Raw genomic sequence first — 17,499 nt, forward strand, 5'->3', positions numbered from 1 at the left:
CTCAGTGCGGGGCCTTCGGCTTTGGTGAACCACCGCCGTCCGTGGTCCGTGTGGAGTGTCGAGGGGTCTGCGCCCGCAGCCCACCGGCGTACCGGAGGACGGCCCGTGTACACCGACCGAAATCGCTCGAGGTCCGGCCGCAGGCCGGTTCCGCGTGGTCGCTACCAGCCACGCCGGCCCCTCCCGCGACTGGACGAACCGGACGAACCGGATGACCTCGCCACCGACGTCACCCCGGTCCCACCGCCGGAACCGCGCAACCGCCGCCGCTGGAAGACGGTCCGCCGGGTGCTGTACGTGCTCTCCGGCCTGTTCTTCCTGGTGCCCGCGGTCGCCTTCGTGATCACCTACTTCGCCGTCGACGTGCCTTCACCGGACAAAGTCGCGCAGTCGCAGGGCCAGGCGGTCACCTACCTCTACGCCGACGGCACCGAGATGGGCAAGGACGTGCCCGCCGGCGGGAACCGGCAGATCCTCGACCCGGCCCAGATCCCGGACGTCGTCAAGAAGGCCGTGATCGCCACCGAGGACGCGTCCTTCGAGACCAACTCCGGCTTCGACCTCTCCGGTATCGCGCGGGCCGCCTACAACCAGGCCATCGGCGGCTCCGGCGGCGGCTCGACGATCTCGCAGCAGTACATCAAGAAGGCCACCGGCGACGACGCGCCGACGTTGACGCGCAAGTGGGTCGAGCTCGCGAAGTCGTTCAAGATGAACCAGACCTACGAAAAGGCGGACATCATCACCGCCTACCTCAACATCATCTACTTCGGCCGCGGCGCGTACGGGATCCAGGCGGCCGCGCAGGCGTACTTCGGCAAGGACGCCGCCCAGCTGAACTATTCCGAGGCCGCGTTGCTGGCGGGGCTGATCCAGCAGCCGGGCCGTTCGGAGAACGCGACGGTCGCCCGCGACCGGTGGGGCACGGCCCTGGATCGCATGCTGCGCAACGGGTACCTCACGGCCGCCGACCGGACGGCGGCGAAGTTCCCGACGCCGGTTCCGCTCGTCGAATCGCGGCCGGGGAACAAGCTCAACCCGTTCGTCAAGAAGCAGGTCAAGGCCGAGCTGGCCGCGGCGGGGATCCCCGAGGAGAAGTACTACTCGGGCGGGTTCCAGGTGTTCACGACGATCGACTCGAAGGCGCAGGAAGCCGCCGAGAAGGCCGTGGCCGAGGGGATGGCCGGGCAGACCGACGACCGCATCCTCGACGCGCTGGTCGCCGTCGACCCCAAATCCGGCGGTGTGCTCGCCTACTACGGCGGCGAGCCGATCGTGAAGGGCCCGAACGGCGAGGACCAGGCCGGCCGCGACTGGGCGGACGAAGCGCACAACCCCGGATCGTCGATGAAGCCGTTCGACCTCACGGCGTTCCTCAAGGGCGGCCGCGGGCTGAACGCGGTGTTCGACGGCCGCTCGCCGCGGACGTTCCCCGACGTGCCGCTGCCGGTGCGCAACGCCGGCACCACCAGCAGCTGCTCCGAGCAGTGCACGGTGGCCGAGGCGATGCAGCGGTCCACCAACACCGTCTTCTACGACATGGTGCTCAACGTGACCAAGCCGGGTGGGGTGGCCGAAGCCGCGCAGGAGGCGGGCATCCGCACGAAGAACACCGGCGGCCGCAGCGTGCTGTTCACCGGGGACAACAACATCTCCATCGGTGGTGGCCAGACGGCGGTCACACCGGCGGACATGGCCGCGGGGTACGCGACCTTCGCCGCCGGCGGTGTCCAGCACGGCCGCCACTTCGTGCAGAAGGTGACGAACTCCCAGGGCGAAACCGCCTACGAGGCCAACGTGCGCGCGACGGACGCGTTCGCGGACAACGACCGCGGCAAGAGCAGGCAGATCGCCGGGAACGTGACCGCCGCACTGGCGCCGGTGATCCCGTTCTCGCGGCTGACCTGCCCGCCCGGTCACGAGTGCGCGGGCAAGACCGGCACCCAGCAGCACACACCCGGAACCGACGAACCCGCGTCCGCGGCGAACACGAACTCGCAGACGTGGATGGTGGGCTACACGCCGTCGGTCTCCGCGGCGGTCTGGGTCGGCGGCGACGGCGACAAGGCGCTGCACGGCCCAACCGGCCAGCCGCTGACCCCGTCCGTCGTAGCCGGTCCGGTGTGGCAGCGGTTCATGCAGCTCTACCTGACCGGGAAACCAGCTGAGCGCTTCGACCGCGTGCAGGCGATCACCTCGCCGCAGGACGACCAGCTGCAGTTCCAGCTCCAGCAGCAGCAACAACAGCAACAGTTCCAGCAACAGCAGCAACAGCAGCAACAGCAGGACCAGGACCAGCAAGAGCAGCGCTTCACCATCGGCCGCGGCGGCAACCAGGACCAGCAGCAGCAACAGCAGCAGCAACAGAACCGCGTGCGGCGCGACGGCCGGGGGCCCGGCCGCGGCAACGGGAACGACACCGGCCAGTCGAACACCGGCCAGTCGAACTTCGGCCCGTGAGCACGCCGGACCGGCAAAAGAAGGAAGCCGTGACCTCGGAGCTGGGGGTCACCGAGGTCACGGCCGGTCAGGGGGTCAGAGCTCGACCACGGTGCCTTCGACGCCCGCGCGGTGGGCCGCCTCGATCACGCGCAGGGCCTCGACCGACGACGCCGGGTCGACCGGGAACTCGCCTTCGCCGCGCAAGGCGTCGCGCACCTGGGCGTAGAACTGCTCGTAGCGGCCGACCTCGGTGGGCACGGTCTCGACGTCCGGGCCGACGCCGAGCCTCCCGGCGTCCGACGCGGGCTCGGTGCCCCAGCCCGCGTCGCCGGGGCGCAGACCCGCCTTGATCTGCGGTTCCTGCACGTCGAGGCCGTACTTGGTGAAGGTCGCCCGGTCGCCGAGCACCCGGAACCGCGGGTTCTGCGTGCCTGCCAGCGCGGTCGCCCACAGGTGCGACCGGACGCCGTTCGCGTGGTGCAGCGCGACGAAGACGTCGTCGTCGACCTGGACGCCGGCCCGGCGGCGGTCGGTCTCGGCGTAGACGCGGGTGACCGGGCCGAACAGCTGCAGCGCCTGGTCGACGATGTGCGCGCCGAGGTCGTAGAGCAGGCCGCCGGCCTCGGCCGGGTCGCCGAACTCGCGCCAGTTGTCCTTGGGCTTCGGCACCCAGCGGTCGTAGCGGGACTCGAAGCGGAACACCTCGCCGAGCCGTCCCGAATCGAGGACCTTCCGCACGGTGAGGAAGTCGGAGTCGAGCCGCCGGTTCTGGAAGACCGTCAGGCCGACGCCCGCCGCCTTCGCCGCGCCGACGACCTGCTCGGCTTCGGCCGCGGTCGGCGCGAACGGCTTGTCGACGACCACCGGCAGGCCGGCTTCGATCGCGCGCAGCGCGAGCGGCACGTGGGTGCGGTTCGGCGTGCTGACCACGACGAGGTCGAGATCGCCCGCCCGCTCGAACAACGCGTCGGCGTCCGGCACGATCTCCGCGCCCGGGTGGTCGATGCGGGCTTGGGCGGCGTTGCTCGACGTCGTGATCACCGCCGGCGTGAGCCCGGGCGTCGCCGCCACCAGGGGTGCGTGGAAGACGCGTCCCCCGATGCCGTACCCGAGGATCCCCACGCGCAAGTCGTCCGCCATGCCGCCATTAAACAACAGCGTTGCCTAATTGGCCAGACGTGCGAAGATCCTCTCCATGGCGGACACCGGGGTGAACCTGCGCGACGTGCGCGAGCACAACCGTGCCCTGCTGCTCACGCACATCCTGCGCGCCGGCGGCCTCAGCCGGGTCGAGCTCGCCGAACGCACCGGGCTCACCCAGCAGGCCGTCTCCAAGATCGTCCCCGAGCTGTTCGACACCGGCCTGCTGGACGAGCAGCGGCAGCCGTCCGCCGGCGTGGGCAAACCCCGCACGGCGCTGCGCATCCGGGCGGGCGCCAAGCACGCACTCGGCGCGCGCCTCGACCGCGACGAGTACCGCGTGCTGCGCGCCAACCTCGTCGGCGAAGTCGAGGAGACGGCGGGCGGCCCGCTGCCGCCCGGCTTCACGCCCGCGCAGGCCGTCGACGCCATCGGGGCCACGGCCCGGGAGCTCGCCGACGGCTTCGACGTGCTCGGCCTCGGCCTCGGCGCGGTCGGCCCGCTGGACCACCTCGCCGGCCTGGTCCGCGACGCGACGAACATGCCCGGCTGGCACGACGTGCCCCTGCGCGAGCTGCTGGAGCAGCGCACCGGGCTGCCGGTGACGCTCGACAAGAACACCAACGCCGCCGCGTTCGCCCGGCTCTGGCCGCACGGCGAGCCGACGGCGACCGCGGTGGTGCTCGTCGGCACCGGCATCGGCGTCGGCCTGCTGATCGACGGGCGGCTCTACCGCGGCCCGCGGACCAACGCGGGTGAGTTCGGGCACACCACGATCGCCTACGACGGGCCGCGCTGCGCCTGCGGGCGGCGCGGCTGCGTCGAGATCATGGCCAAGCAGGCACCGGACACCCGGACCGCCGCCGGCTTCCTCGGCATCGGGCTGGCCGACCTGGTGCAGGTGCTCGACCTCGAGCGGATCGTGCTGGCCGGGCGGGCGGTCCGGGACGAGCCGGACGTCCACCGGGAAGCCGTCTCGGCCCGGCTCGAGGAACTGCTGCCGCTGCCGCACTGGCAGCGGATCGAGGTCGTCGAAGACGCCTCGGGCGAGGAGATCGTCACCCGCGGCGCGGCCGCGGAGGTCCTGGCCTCGTACTACGCGAATCCGGCATGATCACCGCCTTCACCACCGCGCACGCCGATCACCGATACGATCCGCCTCGTGCCAGAGGAGACCACGCGGGAGCCGGAACCCGGCCCGGTGACGCTGACCCGGGCGGAACGGATCGTCCCGAGCTGGAACGAGCCGCTCGCGGCGGCGGTCACCAGACCCCTCGGCGGCCCGCTCGGTGAGCACGCGGCGGTCGGCAGGCACTGGTTCTGGTCGCCCCAGCGCGTCGGGCTGCTGCTGGCCACGCTGGCGCTGATGCTGTGCTGGTTCGGCAAGGGCTCCTGCATCCAGCAGTACCAGGACTCCAGCGGCGCCACCCAGCTCGACTGGCGCGCGGGCCGCCCGTTCGTGGCCATGTGCTACTCCGACATCGTGCCGCTCTACGGCTCCGAGCGGCTCGACCGGCCGGCCACCTTCCCGTACTACACGTCGTGGAAGGAAAGCTCGCAGACCGCCGAGAACAACACCCGGTACATGGAGTACCCGGTGCTCACCGGCCTCTTCCAGTGGGCGAACGCGAAGCTCGCGGCGGGCTGGCTGAACGTCGCCGAGACCGGCTGGCTGCCCGGCGCGCTGCCGGTGGCGATCTACTTCGACATCACGGCGTTCTTCCTGGCGGTCGCCTGGCTGGTCACCGTGTGGGCGACCGGCCGGACGATGAGACGCCGCCCGTGGGACATGGTTCTGGTGGCGATCTCGCCGCTGGTGCTGGTGCACGCGTTCACCAACTTCGACGCGATCGCGACCGCGTTCACCGCAACCGGCCTGCTCGCCTGGGCGCGCAAGCGCCCGCTGCTCGCCGGCGTCCTGCTCGGGCTGGGCGCGACGGCGAAGCTCTACCCGCTCTTCCTGCTCGGCGTGCTGTTCGCGCTCTGCCTGCGCGCGGGCAAGCTGACGCCGTTCTGGAAGACCGCGGGCGCCGCCGTGGTGACGTGGCTGGCGGTGAACGCGCCGTTCATCCTCACCGCGACCCGCGGCTGGTGGGAGTTCTTCCGGATGAGCGCCCTGCGGCCGATGGACCCGGACTCGCTGTACAACGTCTTCTCCTACACCAGCGGCTGGGCCGGGTTCGACGGCGTGCTGCAGAAGAACCAGACGCCGACCTACCTCAACATCACGGTGGCCGTGCTGTTCCTGACCTGCTGCGCCGGGATCGCCTACCTCGCGCTGGCCGCGCCACGCCGGCCGCGCGTCGGCCAGCTCGCGTTCCTCGTCGTGGCCGCGTTCCTGCTGACGAACAAGGTGTGGAGCCCGCAGTACTCGCTGTGGCTCGTCCCGCTGGCGGTGCTCGCGATCCCGCGCTGGCGGCTGCTGCTCGGCTGGATGCTGATCGACGCCGTCGTCTGGGTGCCGCGGATGTTCTACTACCTCGGCGTCGACCACAAGGGCCTGCCCGAGGGCTGGTTCCTCGGCACGGTCGTGGTCCGCGACCTCGCCGTCATCGGGCTGTGCGTGCTGGTCGTCCGGGAGATCTACCGCCCGGCCACCGACCTGGTGCGGATGGACGGCGACGACGACCCGGCCGGCGGCTTCCTCGACGGCGCCCGGGACGTGATCATCCCGAACGCCACCCGGCGCCGCCGGAAGGCCGTCGGCGTTTGAACCCAGCCGTCTAACCGAGCTGTTCCCGCAGGTAGGCGATGTCGGCGGCCTGCCCATCGGCCGGCGTCTCGACGACGACCGGGGCGCCCGCCTCGCGGGCGACGGCGACCAGCACCTCGGGGTCGATCGTCCCGTCGCCCTGCACGACGTTGGCGTGCCGGTCGCGGGTCGAGCCGAACTCGTCGCGGGAGTTGTTGAGGTGCACCAGGTCGATCCGGCCGGTGATGGCCTTGACTCGTCCGACGGCGGTCGCCAGGTCCCAGCCCGCGGCGAACGCGTGGCAGGTGTCGAGGCAGAACCCGGCGCCGAACTCGCCGACCTTGTCCCACAGCCGGGCGATGACGTCGAGGTCGCGGGTCATCGCGTTCTCGCCGCCGGCGGTGTTCTCGATCAGGATCGGGACCTTGAAGCCGCCCTTCTCCTGCTCCCGCTCGAACAGCTTGCGCCAGTTGTCCAGGCCGGCCTCGGCGTCGTCGTTCGCCCCGACGTGCCCGCCGTGCACGATCAGGCCCTTCGCGCCGATCGCGGCCGCACCGTCCGCGTGCTGGGTGACGTTCTTGCGGGACGGGATCCGGATCCGGTTGTTCAGCGAAGCCACGTTGATGAGGTACGGCGAGTGGATGAACACCTCGACCGGGTCGGCCTTGATGGCTTCGCCGTGCGGATGCGGCTTCGGGGCCTTCCAGCCCTGCGGGTCGGAGAGGAAGAACTGGACGACTTCGGCTTTGCGCTCGACGACCGCGGGCAACGGGTCGTCGTCACGGACATGGGCGCCAATCAGCATGCCGAGCACGCTACTCCGGGCCCGGTTTCCGGCCGGTGGACCCGGTTGGTGACGCTCGTGGAGTACCGTGAGCGCGTTCCGTGATCCAGATTGGTCCGACTGCCGGAGGGCATGATGGGGAAGCACGTCACCCGGATCACCGCACTCGGTTTCACGATCGCCGCTTCGGCCGCGCTGGCCGCGCCGGGCGTGGCGAGCGCCGATCCCAGCCCCACCTTGGGCGGCGACTGCCAGGCCACGCTGCAGCAGGGGAGCGCGAACGGCCTGGTGCTCGACGCCGGGGCCCCGCTGAACGCCCCGAACCAGCTCACCATCGGCCTCGACTCGAGTTCGCGGAACACGAACGGCTCGGCCCCGCTGCTCACCCTGCCCCTCGGCGACACGGTCAAGGCGCTCGGCATCGGCCGGGTGCCACTGGTCGGCGACGCCGCCGCGAAGGGCGTCTGCCCGGTCGCGCAGGGCACGGTCAACGCGGTCGGCAACCTCACGCAGGGCGTGGCCGCCGAACTGCCGCCGCTGCCCCTGCCACCGGCGCCGGGCCCGAAGCCGCCGCAGCCCGCTCCGCCCACTCCGCCCGGCCCGAACCCGCCGAGCCCGGGCCCGGGACCGAACCCGCCCGGCTCGAGCACCGGCCCGGTGGTCACCGGCCAGGGCAACGCGGGCCTGCCGGGCGACGCGATCTCGGGCATCTTCACCAACGCCGCGCTCCTGCCGGGCAGCCTGGTGCAGGCGCCGGTGATCGCGCAGATCATCCCCGGCCAGCAGGTCCCGCCGCCGACCGTCGACGCCGAGCGGTCCGGCACGGCGGAGGCCCTCCCGGCGGTCACCCCGCCGGCGAAGCTGCCGATGCTGCTCGCGGTGCTGGCGCTGGCGATCGTCGCGGCCGCGCTCGTCCGGGCCTGGATCCGCCGCAGCCCCGCCTGACGCACGGTGACCTCGGCTGCCACCCGAATGCCGGACATTTCTGAACGAGCGGGCGTCACCCGGCGGCCTTAACGTCGTTGTACTGGTAAGTAGGCGACGAGACCAGGGGCGGCGGGCATGCAGGATCGGACACGGAGGGCAACAGCGGTCGGAGCAGCGGCGGTCGTCCTCGCGGGTTCGGCTGTGCTCGGGCTGCCCGGCACCGCCTCGGCGGACACGAAGACCGTGCCCTGCGGCAGCACCGTGGACGCCAAGCCGGGTGACCACATCCAGGGCTCGCTGCTCGGCCTGCCGCTGATCGACCTGGGCATCGTCACCCAGGCGACCACCGTGCTGACCACCACCGTGAGCGGGCTGCTCAACACCGTCTGCAAGGTCACCGTGAACGTGGTGAACACCGTCGTCTCACCGGTGCCGGTGGTCGGCGCGCCCGCGGCGAGCGCGATCAACCAGGGCGTCCAGGGCGTGACCAGCGGCACCCAGCAGGGCCTCCGCTCGCTCAGCGGCGGCGGTCAGCCCGCGCCGCAGCAACCCGGCGGCACGGGTGGAAACCCACAGCAGCCGCCGGCCCAGGGCGGGTCCGGTGGCGCGCCGCAGCAGGGCGGCACCCCGGCGGGCACCATGCCGATCCCGGACGCGAACAGCCCGCTCCTGCCCGGCTTCGCGAGCACCCCGGTGTTCGGCGGCTTCCCGTTCACCCTCGGCACGGGCTACGCCCCGATGCGCGACTACGGCGGCATCCCGTTCGCGACGGCCGGCCTGTTCACCCCGTCGCCGGCGATCCGGTACGGCAGCCAGATCCCGGGTTACGCCCCGCAGTACGGCCTCACCGGTCCGGATGGCGCGTCGGACGGCAATTCCGGCATCCAGACCGCGGGTCAGGCCGAAGCGCTACCCTCGGCGTCGGACGGCTTCACCACCGGGTCGAATTTGCCGATGCTGATCGCGGTCCTGGCCCTTTCCGGAGTCAGCGCGGGCCTAGTCCGCACCTGGGTGCTCCGCCGAATGGCCGCTGGGAATTGATCCAACTGCCGAGTATCTTTCACGTATCCCGTTCGTTCATTCTGATGTTGCCCGGAACGACGCCCCCGTAATTCCCTGGAGGACAGTGCTCGTGCGGAAGATCCCCACTTGGCAGACGACCCGCCGCGCACTGACCCTCACCGCCGTCGCCGCCTTCGTGACCGGCGGCGCGTTCCTTTCCACGGGCACCGCCTCCGCCGCGACGACCCTCGTCAGCAACAGCTGCACGGGTTCGGTCACCGGGCAGATGGGCGACCAGGTGGCGATCGACGGGGCTTCGGTCAAGACCCTGGTCACCAACGGCGCGAACAACGCCGGGACCCTCGCCGTCGGCAGCTGGGCGGGCGATTCGATCGCCAAGAACCACTCGATCCCGGTCGGCCAGGTGCCGAACTCCGCGGGCGGGGAGGCGAACGGTGCCGCGATCGGCAAGGCGGTGCGCACCGCGCTGGCCGCCTCCGGCACGTGGGGCCTCGGGCTCGACTGGAACAAGACGCTGAACAGCGTGGAGAGCACGGTCGCCGCGGGCTGCGGGCTCACGTTGCTCGCGAGCAACTACGTGGCGCCCAGCACCCCGGCCCAGCAGGGCAGCGGCAGCGCCGTCCAGCAGGGCGGCACCGGGACCGCCCCCGGCGGCGCGTCGGGCAACCTCTCGAACCTCAACCCGGGCACCGCCGGCGGCACGGGCGGCAGCGCCCCGATGCGCGACTACAGCGGCATCCCGACGGCGACCGCCGGCACGGCCGTCGCCCCCGGCGTGCGCTACCCGGCGAACGGCACCCTGCCCGGTGACGCCTCGGCCCCGCAGGCGGGCGGGGGCGACCAGAACGGCCAGGGCGCGGACATCCGCGACGCCGGCAACGCGCAGTCGCTGGCCTCGAACAGCGCGTCGAACGACGTGCAGCTGCCCATGCTGATCGCGGTGATCGTGCTCGCCGGCGTCACCGCCGGGCTCGTCCGCACCTGGGTGCTGCGCCGGGCCGCCTGACCCCCCGGAGCAGACCCCGCTGTCCGGTCTCCTCGATGCCCCCAGGTAGCCTTACCTGGACAAACCCTCCTGTCACGGACAGTCCGTGACCGCGAGCCCATAGGAGGTGAGTGGTTGTGTCACGCCATTACGAGGTAATGGTCATCCTGGACCCCACGCTCGACGAGCGCACTGTCGCTCCGACGCTGGACACCTTCCTCAACGTGATCCGCACTTCGGGCGGAAGCGTCGAGAAGGTCGACGTCTGGGGCCGTCGTCGCCTCTCGTACGAGATCAAGAAGCACGCCGAGGGCATCTACGCCCTGCTCGACCTGAACTCGTCCTCGGACGCGGTGAAGGAGCTGGACCGCCAGCTGTCGCTGCAGGAAACCGTGCTCCGCACCAAGGTCATGCGTCGCGAGGTCAAGCGCGCCGCGGCCAAGCCCGCTGCCGCCAAGGCCTGAGCCCGAGGGGAACCCCGATGGCTGGAGACACCGTCATCACGGTGGTCGGCAACCTGACGTCCGACCCGGAACTGCGCTTCACCCCGTCCGGTGCGGCGGTCGCGAACTTCACCGTCGCGTCCACCCCGCGCACGCTCGACAAGCAGTCGGGCGAGTGGAAGGACGGCGAGGCGCTGTTCCTGCGCTGCAACATCTGGCGCCAGGCGGCGGAGAACGTCGCCGAGTCCCTGACCCGCGGCGCCCGCGTCGTCGTGCAGGGCCGCCTCAAGCAGCGGTCGTTCGAGACGAAGGAAGGCGAGAAGCGGACCGTCGTCGAGCTCGAGGTCGACGAGATCGGCCCCTCGCTGCGCTACGCCACGGCCAAGGTCAACAAGGTCAGCCGCGGTGGCGGCGGTGACTTCGGCGGCGGCGGTGGCGGCGGTGGAAACCGCGGCGGCGGTGGCGGCGGAATGCCGGCCGACGACCCGTGGGGCTCCGCGCCCGCCGCGAGCAGCGGTGGTGGCGGCGGCTTCTCCGACGAGCCTCCGTTCTGATCTCGTACACATCCACAAAGATTTGAATTACCAGGAGTAGACAGTGGCCAAGCCACCCATCCGCAAGCCCAAGAAGAAGGTCTGCGTGTTCTGCAAGGCCGAGAAGAAGGGCCGCCCGGAACTGATCGACTACAAGGACACCAACCTGCTGCGGAAGTACATCTCCGACCGCGGCAAGATCCGTGCCCGTCGCGTCACCGGCAACTGCAGCCAGCACCAGCGTGACATCGCCATCGCGGTCAAGAACTCCCGCGAGATGGCGCTGCTGCCCTACACCTCGACCGCGCGCTAAGGGAGGGCACAGACATGGCGAAGATCATCCTCACCACGGACGTGGCCAACCTGGGCGGCCCCGGCGACATCGTCGAGGTCAAGGACGGCTACGCGCGCAACTACCTGCTCCCGCGGGGCTACGCGATCGCGGCCTCCAAGGGCGCGGAGAAGAACGTGCGCACCATCCAGCGCGCGCAGGAGAGCCGTCGCATCCGCGACCTCGACCACGCCAAGGAGATCAAGGCGACGCTGGAGGGCCTCGGCGCCATCCAGCTCACCGGCAAGGCGGCCGAGGGCTCGAAGAAGCTCTTCGGCTCGATCACCTCGGCCGAGATCGTCGACGCGATCAAGGCGGCCGGTGGCCCGCTGCTCGACAAGCGCGTCATCGAGCTGCGCGACCACATCAAGACCGTGGGCAAGCACTCGGTCGGCGCCCGGCTGCACCCGGACGTCAAGGTCGAGGTGCGGCTCGAGGTCAAGGCCGTCGCGCAGTCCTGAGGCAGTAGTTCGTGAAAAGGCGGGTCGCCCCTGGTGGGCGGCCCGCCTTCACGCTTTTCGGGGAACCTCGGACACCTCGGCGGCGTCGGAGGAGAATGGGCGCCGGATGCGAAGGGGTGGATCGGGATGGGTAACGAGGTCAACATGTCCGCGCCGGCCGGTGGTGGCGGCGGCTTCACGTTCGACGCCGACAAGATCGACGGCGTCATCAAGAAGTGGCAGGACCTGCAGGCCGACCTGAAGCGCGACTACGACGACGCCAACCTGATGGCGAACGTGAAGGCGCCCGGCAAGGAGTTCGCGAGCGGCGACTGGGAGAAGCTCGCGAACCCGTCCGGCAAGGCGTTCCTCGAGCAGAACCAGAAGATGCAGGACTACGTCAAGAACTACATCGACGCGCTCACCGCCGCGAAGCAGAAGATCACCACCAAGGAGTCAGACGCCTCCGCCGACCTTTCGAAGACGGGGAACCAGCCCACGTGAACCGACGACTCATCGCCGTCCCGGCGCTGGCCTTCGCCGTGCTCGCGCTCACCGGCTGCGCCGGCCAGACCCGGGGCACCGCCAACCCGGCGCCGTCCGCCGCCGAATCGAGCAGCGAGACCACCCGGTCCACCGCCGACACCGCGCCGAGGGTGCCCAGGCCGCTGGACACCGCGTCGATCACCGCGGACGCCTGCGCGACGATCGACGCGTCCGGGCGCTCCACGCTTTCCCTCGGCGAGGGCGCTCCGCGCACCACGGGCAACGGCCCGAGCTGCACGTTCCAGGAAGCCGCCGACCCGGGCAACCAGATCGACGTCACGACGGTGACGGCGAACAAGAACGGGCTGCAGGACGTCTACGACACCAAGGCCAACGACGCCTACTTCGGCGAGTCCCAGGCCTACGGGTACCCGTCCGTCTACGCCGCGGCGGTGGACGGGCGCAAGAGCGGCAAGTGCGGCCTGTTCGTCGGGGTGACCGACCAGCTGGCGGTCAACATCCTGGTGCAGTACGACCACGGCGCCGGGTCCTCGGACCCGTGCTCGGTGGCGCAGAAGTTCGGCGAAGCGATGATCCACGCCTTGGGAGGCTGAGATGCTGGAACTGGTGCTCCTGGGCGGCTTCGCCGCGTACAACATGGCCACCACGCATCCGGACGACCACACGTCGGTGCAGGGCGACCGCAAGATCGACTGCTACGACATCTGGGAGAAGATCACCACCGGTCCCGGCGCCGGTTCGATCGAAAACGGGCAGTCGGCGGCGAGCCGGCTGAAGGGCGCCTACTCCGAACGCCTCGGCACCATCGACGCGCTGGCCAAGGAGATGGACGCGGCCTGGACGGGCGGCGGCGCCGAAGCGGCGCAGAACGTCGGCGCGCACCCGCTGCGGGTGTGGATGGCGGACTCCGGCACCAAGCTCACCGACTCCGACAAGTACCTCGGTGAACAGCACAACGCCTTCACCACGGTGCACGCGCAGGTGCAGCAGGTGCCGAAGGACCCGCCGAAGAACAACCTGCTCAACGCGGTGACGCCGTGGACGACCGACACCGATCGGGCGATCCGCGACTACAACGCCAAGGGCCAGGCCAACGTCGACGCCTTCAACACCTACTACAAGGCGAGCAACGACAACGGCCAGAAGATGCCGACGTACGCCGCGCTCAAGGGTCAGCAGGAGAACGTCAACGTCGACGGCGGCAAGGACGGCAAGAAGAAGCCGGGCGGCCAGGACGGCAACGGCTCGGGCGACGGCAACGGGACCGGCAACGGGACCGGCTCGGTGCCCGGGGTGCACATGCCCGGGCCGGGCGGTGTCCCCTCCTTCCCCGGCCAGCCGAACACCCCGGGCGGCAGCTTCGACCCGGGCAAGGTGCCGGGCTTCGACCCCGGGAAGCCGCCGAACTTCGACCCCTCGAAGGTCCCGGGCGGGAACTTCGACCCGGCCAAGATCCCCGGTGCCGGCACCTACACCCCGCCGAACTTCGGCGACGGCACCCACTCGTCGGGGTTCACCCCGCCGAAGATCCCCGGGGCCGGCGGCTTCGCCATCCCCGGCGGTGGCTTCGGGCCCGGCGGCTCGGGCGGCATCGGCGACCCGGCGGCGGGCTTCGGGCCCGGCGGCGGTGGCTTCGGACCGGCCGGCGGCGGTTTCGGCCCCGGCGGCTCGACCGGGGCCATGCCCGGTGGCGCGGACGCGGCCGGCGCCGGCCGGGGCGGCGCGGGTGCCGGCGGGGCGACGGGCGGCGCGGCGGCGGGTCGCGGCGGCGCCTCCGGGATGGGCGGCATGGGCGGCATGCACCCCGGCGGCGCCAAGGGCCAGGGCGGCGGCGACGAGGAACGCACGTCGAAGTACCTGCTGGGCGACGACCCGAACGACATCTTCGGGACCGACGAGCTGACCGCGCCGCCGGTCATCGGCGAGTAGCGCACGCGGGACCACCGGGCGCGTGCCAAGATGGGCGCGCCCGGCGCTTTCCGCGCGCACCGGGTTCATCGAGTTCGATCTTCACCGTGTTCGATTCTCAACTGTGTCCGATTCTTACTGGGGGAAAGAGCGGTGCTGGACAGGCAGGTCACCATCACGACCGGCACCCTGATCAATCTGGTCCGGCGCCGGGGCGGCGAGCCGCACACGGTGCTGTCCGAGACGCCGACCTGGTACAGCGACGAGGCCCAGCGCGCCGAGGACGAGCGGACCAACGCCGAGCTCGCCAAGGCCGGGCTGTTCGGCCCGCGCGGCATGCACCCGGGGTTCGTCGCGACGATCGAAACGATCGCCCGGCCGCAGCTGGAGTACTACGGCTGGGTCGACGGCGGGTTCCAGGGCAAGCCGGTGAGCTACCGGCTGCTCGCGGGCAGCGCCGGCGGCGAGGCGTTCGTGCTGGCCAAGCACGAGGAGCTGGACGTCGTCGTGCTGGAGTCCTCCCGCCCGGGCGAGTTGCTCGACGACTTCCTCGGCCAGATCCCGAAGCTGGCACCGGGCCGCGGAACGCCGATCGCCGTGCCGAAGAGCCAGCTCGAGGGCACCTCCCGCCACGATGACACCGTCGGCGCCGGGGTGCTGCGCAGCGACCGCCCGGCCGAGGGTTCGCAGGAGGTCGAAGAACTCCGCCGGATCCTCGCGTTGCGCCGGATGGGGAGTGGCAGCCTCTACGTCGCGGCCCGCAGCCGCACCGGCGCGCGGCACCGGATCGAACGCCCGGTGAACTACATCGATACTTCGGAAGGCCGGTGGCTGACCGAGGAGATTCCGGGACGGGGCGAGAACCGGATCGCCTTCACCCCGGCCGACCAGCGCGTTCTCGCTGACCGGTTACGCAGCGCACAGGGCCGGCTCACCGCGGCCTGACCGAACGTGCGTTCAGGCCACCGGGTGACGCGTCTACCCTCCGTGATATTCATCCACAGGCCGTGTGGGTCAATGGGTTCCAACTGGTCCACGACACGCCGAAGGACAGACTTCCCGCGACACGCCGAACGAGTTTTTCGCGAGTTCTCCACACCTTGTACACAGCGTTTGACCTGCGGATTCACCAAAGCCGATCACGCTTGTCCCCAACTTGTCCACAGCTCTCGCGGCACCTGTGATTGGTTACCCCCATTCATCCCCAGGTTGTCCACAGAAGGCTCCCCACCCTGAATTGCCATCGGCCTTCCGGGGGATCTAGCGTGCCGGCTCGGGCCTGTACTCACGGTGGCGCTCCGCGTGTCTGCGGCAGCCGGCCGACGTTGTCGCCGATCATCGGGGGACGAGGACCGGTGAACGACGGAGTTGACGAAAAGCGGCGGGCGACAGCCACGTGCTTCGAGAGCGAAGATCCGGCATAATCGAACGGGTGTTCGACACGATGAGGAGGTGTCCGGGGCGGTGGCGCTGACCGACGACCGCAGTCCGATGTACGCGGAGTCCGACCCGGGCCCGAGCGATCCCGGCTCCGGCGGTGGCGGGTTCGACCGCCAGCCGCCGCAGGACATCGCGGCCGAGCAGTCCGTGCTCGGCGGCATGCTGCTGTCCAAGGACGCGGTCGCCGACGTCATCGAGGCGCTCGGCCCCGACGACTTCTACCGGCCGGCGCACCAGGCGATCTACGACTGCATCCTCGACCTCTACGGCCGCGGCGAGCCCGCCGACCCGATCACCGTGTCGGCCGAGCTGGAGCGGCGCGGGGAGCTGGGCCGCGTCGGCGGCGCGCCTTACCTGCACACGCTGATCGCGACGGTGCCGACGGCCGCGAACGCCGGCTACTACGCGGAGATCGTCTCGGAGAAGGCGGTGCTGCGCCGCCTGGTCGAGGCGGGCACCCGGATCGTGCAGTACGGCTACGGCGCGGCCGCGGCCGACGGCGCGAACATCGACGAGGTGGTCGACCGCGCGCAGGCCGCGATCTACGACGTCACCGAGCGGCGGACCAGCGAGGACTACGTCGCGCTGGAAGAGCTGCTGCAGCCGACGATGGACGAGATCGATGCCATCGCCTCGCGCGGCGGCCAGTCGCAGGGCATCCCGACCGGGTTCACCGACTTCGACGAGCTGACCAACGGGCTGCACCCGGGTCAGATGATCATCGTCGCCGCCCGTCCCGGTGTCGGCAAGTCGACACTGGGCCTGGACTTCGCCCGCTCGGCGTCGATCCGGCACGGCCTGACCAGCGTCATCTTCTCGCTGGAAATGAGCCGGACCGAGATCGTCATGCGCATGCTTTCGGCCGAGGCCAAGATCCGCCTCGCCGACATGCGCGGCGGCAAGATGTCCGACGACGACTGGACGCGGCTGGCCCGCCGGATGAGCGAGGTGTCCGAGGCGCCGCTGTTCGTCGACGACTCGCCGAACATGACGATGATGGAGATCCGCGCGAAGGCGCGCCGGTTGAAGCAGCGCAACGACCTGAAGCTCGTCGTCCTCGACTACCTCCAGCTGATGACGTCCGGCAAGCGCGTCGAGTCGCGGCAGCAGGAAGTCTCGGAGTTCTCCCGGCAGATGAAGCTGCTGGCCAAGGAGATCGAGGTCCCGGTGATCGCGATCAGCCAGCTGAACCGTGGTCCGGAACAGCGCACCGACAAGCGCCCGATGCTGTCCGACCTGCGTGAGTCCGGCTCACTGGAGCAGGACGCCGACCTCGTCATCCTGGTCAACCGCCCGGACGCCTGGGAGCGCGACGACCCGCGTGCGGGCGAAGCGGACCTGATCATCGCGAAGCACCGCGCCGGCCCGACGGCGACGATCACCGTCGCGCACCAGCTGCACTACAGCCGTTTCGTCGACCTCTCACACGACTAGCCGAGAGCGCTGTACCCGCGGACGAACGCCGTGAGGAGCCGGCCGAACGTCTCGCGGTCCTCGTCCGGCCAGTCCGCCATGACCTCCGCGAACACCCCGCGGCGGAAGGCGTGCAGCTCGTCGAGGTGCGCCTGGCCGGTTTCGGTCGGCACGAGCACCGCACGCCGTCCGTCGCGCTGATCGGCTTCGCGGCGAAGCAGGCCCTGCTCGACCGCGCGCGCCACGAGCCTGCTGGCGCGCGGCTGGTCGACGCCCATCGCCGCGCTCAAGGCCGTCACCGTGCTGGGCTCCCCGCGCTCGGCGAGCTCTTCGACGACGTCGAGCAGCTCGAACACCGGGTCGTGCGCGCCGCGGCCCCGCGCCTTGCCGATCCGGCTGAGGGCTCGCCGCTGCTGGCTGCGGCGGATCGCGATCATGGCGCGCTCGACGTCGGCCACCGCGTCCGTCATGGTTGCTCCACCTCCGAACTG

The 17,499-nt window shown here is 70.8% G+C and carries 18 protein-coding genes; 15 read left to right on the forward strand and 3 right to left on the reverse strand.

The window, feature by feature from the left end:
* The first annotated feature begins 288 nt into the window (after positions 1 to 288).
* Positions 289 to 2,460, forward strand: a complete 2,172-nt coding sequence (locus ISP_RS47575) for a transglycosylase domain-containing protein (RefSeq protein ID WP_378250914.1) — start codon at positions 289 to 291, stop codon at positions 2,458 to 2,460.
* Between the two features lie 75 nt (positions 2,461 to 2,535).
* Here the strand turns inward: ISP_RS47575 and ISP_RS47580 are convergent, their stop codons facing one another.
* The gene (locus ISP_RS47580; protein WP_013230995.1) at positions 2,536 to 3,582 is read right to left on the reverse strand and encodes a Gfo/Idh/MocA family oxidoreductase; all 1,047 of its coding nucleotides are present in this window, start codon (positions 3,580 to 3,582) and stop codon (positions 2,536 to 2,538) included.
* Positions 3,583 to 3,637: 55 nt separating this feature from the next.
* On the opposite strand from ISP_RS47580, the gene ISP_RS47585 reads away from it, so the two are divergent.
* Together ISP_RS47585 and ISP_RS47590 are read left to right on the forward strand one after the other, a co-directional pair.
* A complete protein-coding gene (locus ISP_RS47585) occupies positions 3,638 to 4,696 on the forward strand; it encodes an ROK family transcriptional regulator (RefSeq protein ID WP_013230996.1) in 1,059 nt (352 codons plus the stop codon).
* 48 nt (positions 4,697 to 4,744) lie between these two features.
* The gene (locus ISP_RS47590; protein WP_013230997.1) at positions 4,745 to 6,295 is read left to right on the forward strand and encodes a glycosyltransferase family 87 protein; all 1,551 of its coding nucleotides are present in this window, start codon (positions 4,745 to 4,747) and stop codon (positions 6,293 to 6,295) included.
* Positions 6,296 to 6,305: 10 nt separating this feature from the next.
* On the opposite strand, the gene ISP_RS47595 is transcribed toward ISP_RS47590, so the two are convergent.
* Positions 6,306 to 7,079 (reverse strand): deoxyribonuclease IV, encoded by a 774-nt coding sequence (locus ISP_RS47595; RefSeq protein ID WP_014467888.1) that lies wholly within the window; start codon positions 7,077 to 7,079, stop codon positions 6,306 to 6,308.
* Positions 7,080 to 7,190: 111 nt separating this feature from the next.
* On the opposite strand from ISP_RS47595, the gene ISP_RS47600 reads away from it, so the two are divergent.
* The 12 genes from ISP_RS47600 (at position 7,191) to dnaB (ending at position 17,029) form a co-directional block, all read left to right on the forward strand.
* Complete coding sequence (locus ISP_RS47600) at positions 7,191 to 8,003, forward strand: hypothetical protein (RefSeq protein WP_013230999.1); 813 nt, start codon at positions 7,191 to 7,193, stop codon at positions 8,001 to 8,003.
* A gap of 183 nt (positions 8,004 to 8,186) precedes the next feature.
* Positions 8,187 to 9,026, forward strand: a complete 840-nt coding sequence (locus tag ISP_RS47605) for a hypothetical protein (protein WP_013231000.1) — start codon at positions 8,187 to 8,189, stop codon at positions 9,024 to 9,026.
* An 85-nt stretch (positions 9,027 to 9,111) separates the two neighbouring features.
* Complete coding sequence (locus tag ISP_RS47610; protein ID WP_013231001.1) at positions 9,112 to 10,014, forward strand: hypothetical protein; 903 nt, start codon at positions 9,112 to 9,114, stop codon at positions 10,012 to 10,014.
* 116 nt (positions 10,015 to 10,130) lie between these two features.
* Entirely contained in the window at positions 10,131 to 10,457 is a 327-nt protein-coding gene (rpsF, locus tag ISP_RS47615; protein WP_176742059.1) for a 30S ribosomal protein S6, read from the forward strand.
* A 17-nt stretch (positions 10,458 to 10,474) separates the two neighbouring features.
* Positions 10,475 to 10,990: a single-stranded DNA-binding protein gene (locus ISP_RS47620; RefSeq protein ID WP_013231003.1), complete on the forward strand. Its 516-nt coding sequence runs from the start codon at positions 10,475 to 10,477 to the stop codon at positions 10,988 to 10,990.
* A gap of 43 nt (positions 10,991 to 11,033) precedes the next feature.
* Positions 11,034 to 11,282: a 30S ribosomal protein S18 gene (gene rpsR / locus ISP_RS47625; RefSeq protein ID WP_003098744.1), complete on the forward strand. Its 249-nt coding sequence runs from the start codon at positions 11,034 to 11,036 to the stop codon at positions 11,280 to 11,282.
* 14 nt (positions 11,283 to 11,296) lie between these two features.
* Entirely contained in the window at positions 11,297 to 11,761 is a 465-nt protein-coding gene (gene rplI / locus ISP_RS47630; RefSeq protein ID WP_013231004.1) for a 50S ribosomal protein L9, read from the forward strand.
* Between the two features lie 126 nt (positions 11,762 to 11,887).
* Positions 11,888 to 12,244, forward strand: coding sequence for a hypothetical protein (locus tag ISP_RS47635; protein WP_013231005.1), 357 nt, complete (start codon positions 11,888 to 11,890; stop codon positions 12,242 to 12,244).
* Positions 12,241 to 12,840: a DUF3558 domain-containing protein gene (locus tag ISP_RS47640; RefSeq protein WP_013231006.1), complete on the forward strand. Its 600-nt coding sequence runs from the start codon at positions 12,241 to 12,243 to the stop codon at positions 12,838 to 12,840. Before ISP_RS47635 ends, ISP_RS47640 begins: the two co-directional genes overlap by 4 nt.
* Before the next feature lies 1 nt (position 12,841).
* Positions 12,842 to 14,176: a hypothetical protein gene (locus ISP_RS47645; RefSeq protein ID WP_013231007.1), complete on the forward strand. Its 1,335-nt coding sequence runs from the start codon at positions 12,842 to 12,844 to the stop codon at positions 14,174 to 14,176.
* Between the two features lie 132 nt (positions 14,177 to 14,308).
* Positions 14,309 to 15,100, forward strand: coding sequence for an ESX secretion-associated protein EspG (locus ISP_RS47650; RefSeq protein WP_013231008.1), 792 nt, complete (start codon positions 14,309 to 14,311; stop codon positions 15,098 to 15,100).
* Positions 15,101 to 15,619: 519 nt separating this feature from the next.
* Complete coding sequence (gene dnaB, locus ISP_RS47655) at positions 15,620 to 17,029, forward strand: replicative DNA helicase (RefSeq protein WP_013231009.1); 1,410 nt, start codon at positions 15,620 to 15,622, stop codon at positions 17,027 to 17,029.
* Here dnaB and ISP_RS47660 read toward each other — a convergent pair.
* The gene (locus tag ISP_RS47660) at positions 17,026 to 17,478 is read right to left on the reverse strand and encodes a MarR family winged helix-turn-helix transcriptional regulator (protein WP_013231010.1); all 453 of its coding nucleotides are present in this window, start codon (positions 17,476 to 17,478) and stop codon (positions 17,026 to 17,028) included. The genes dnaB and ISP_RS47660 overlap by 4 nt on opposite strands.
* Between the last annotated feature and the right edge of the window lie 21 nt (positions 17,479 to 17,499).

It is taken from the genome of Amycolatopsis mediterranei, from assembly GCF_026017845.1.
Lineage (GTDB): Bacteria > Actinomycetota > Actinomycetes > Mycobacteriales > Pseudonocardiaceae > Amycolatopsis > Amycolatopsis mediterranei.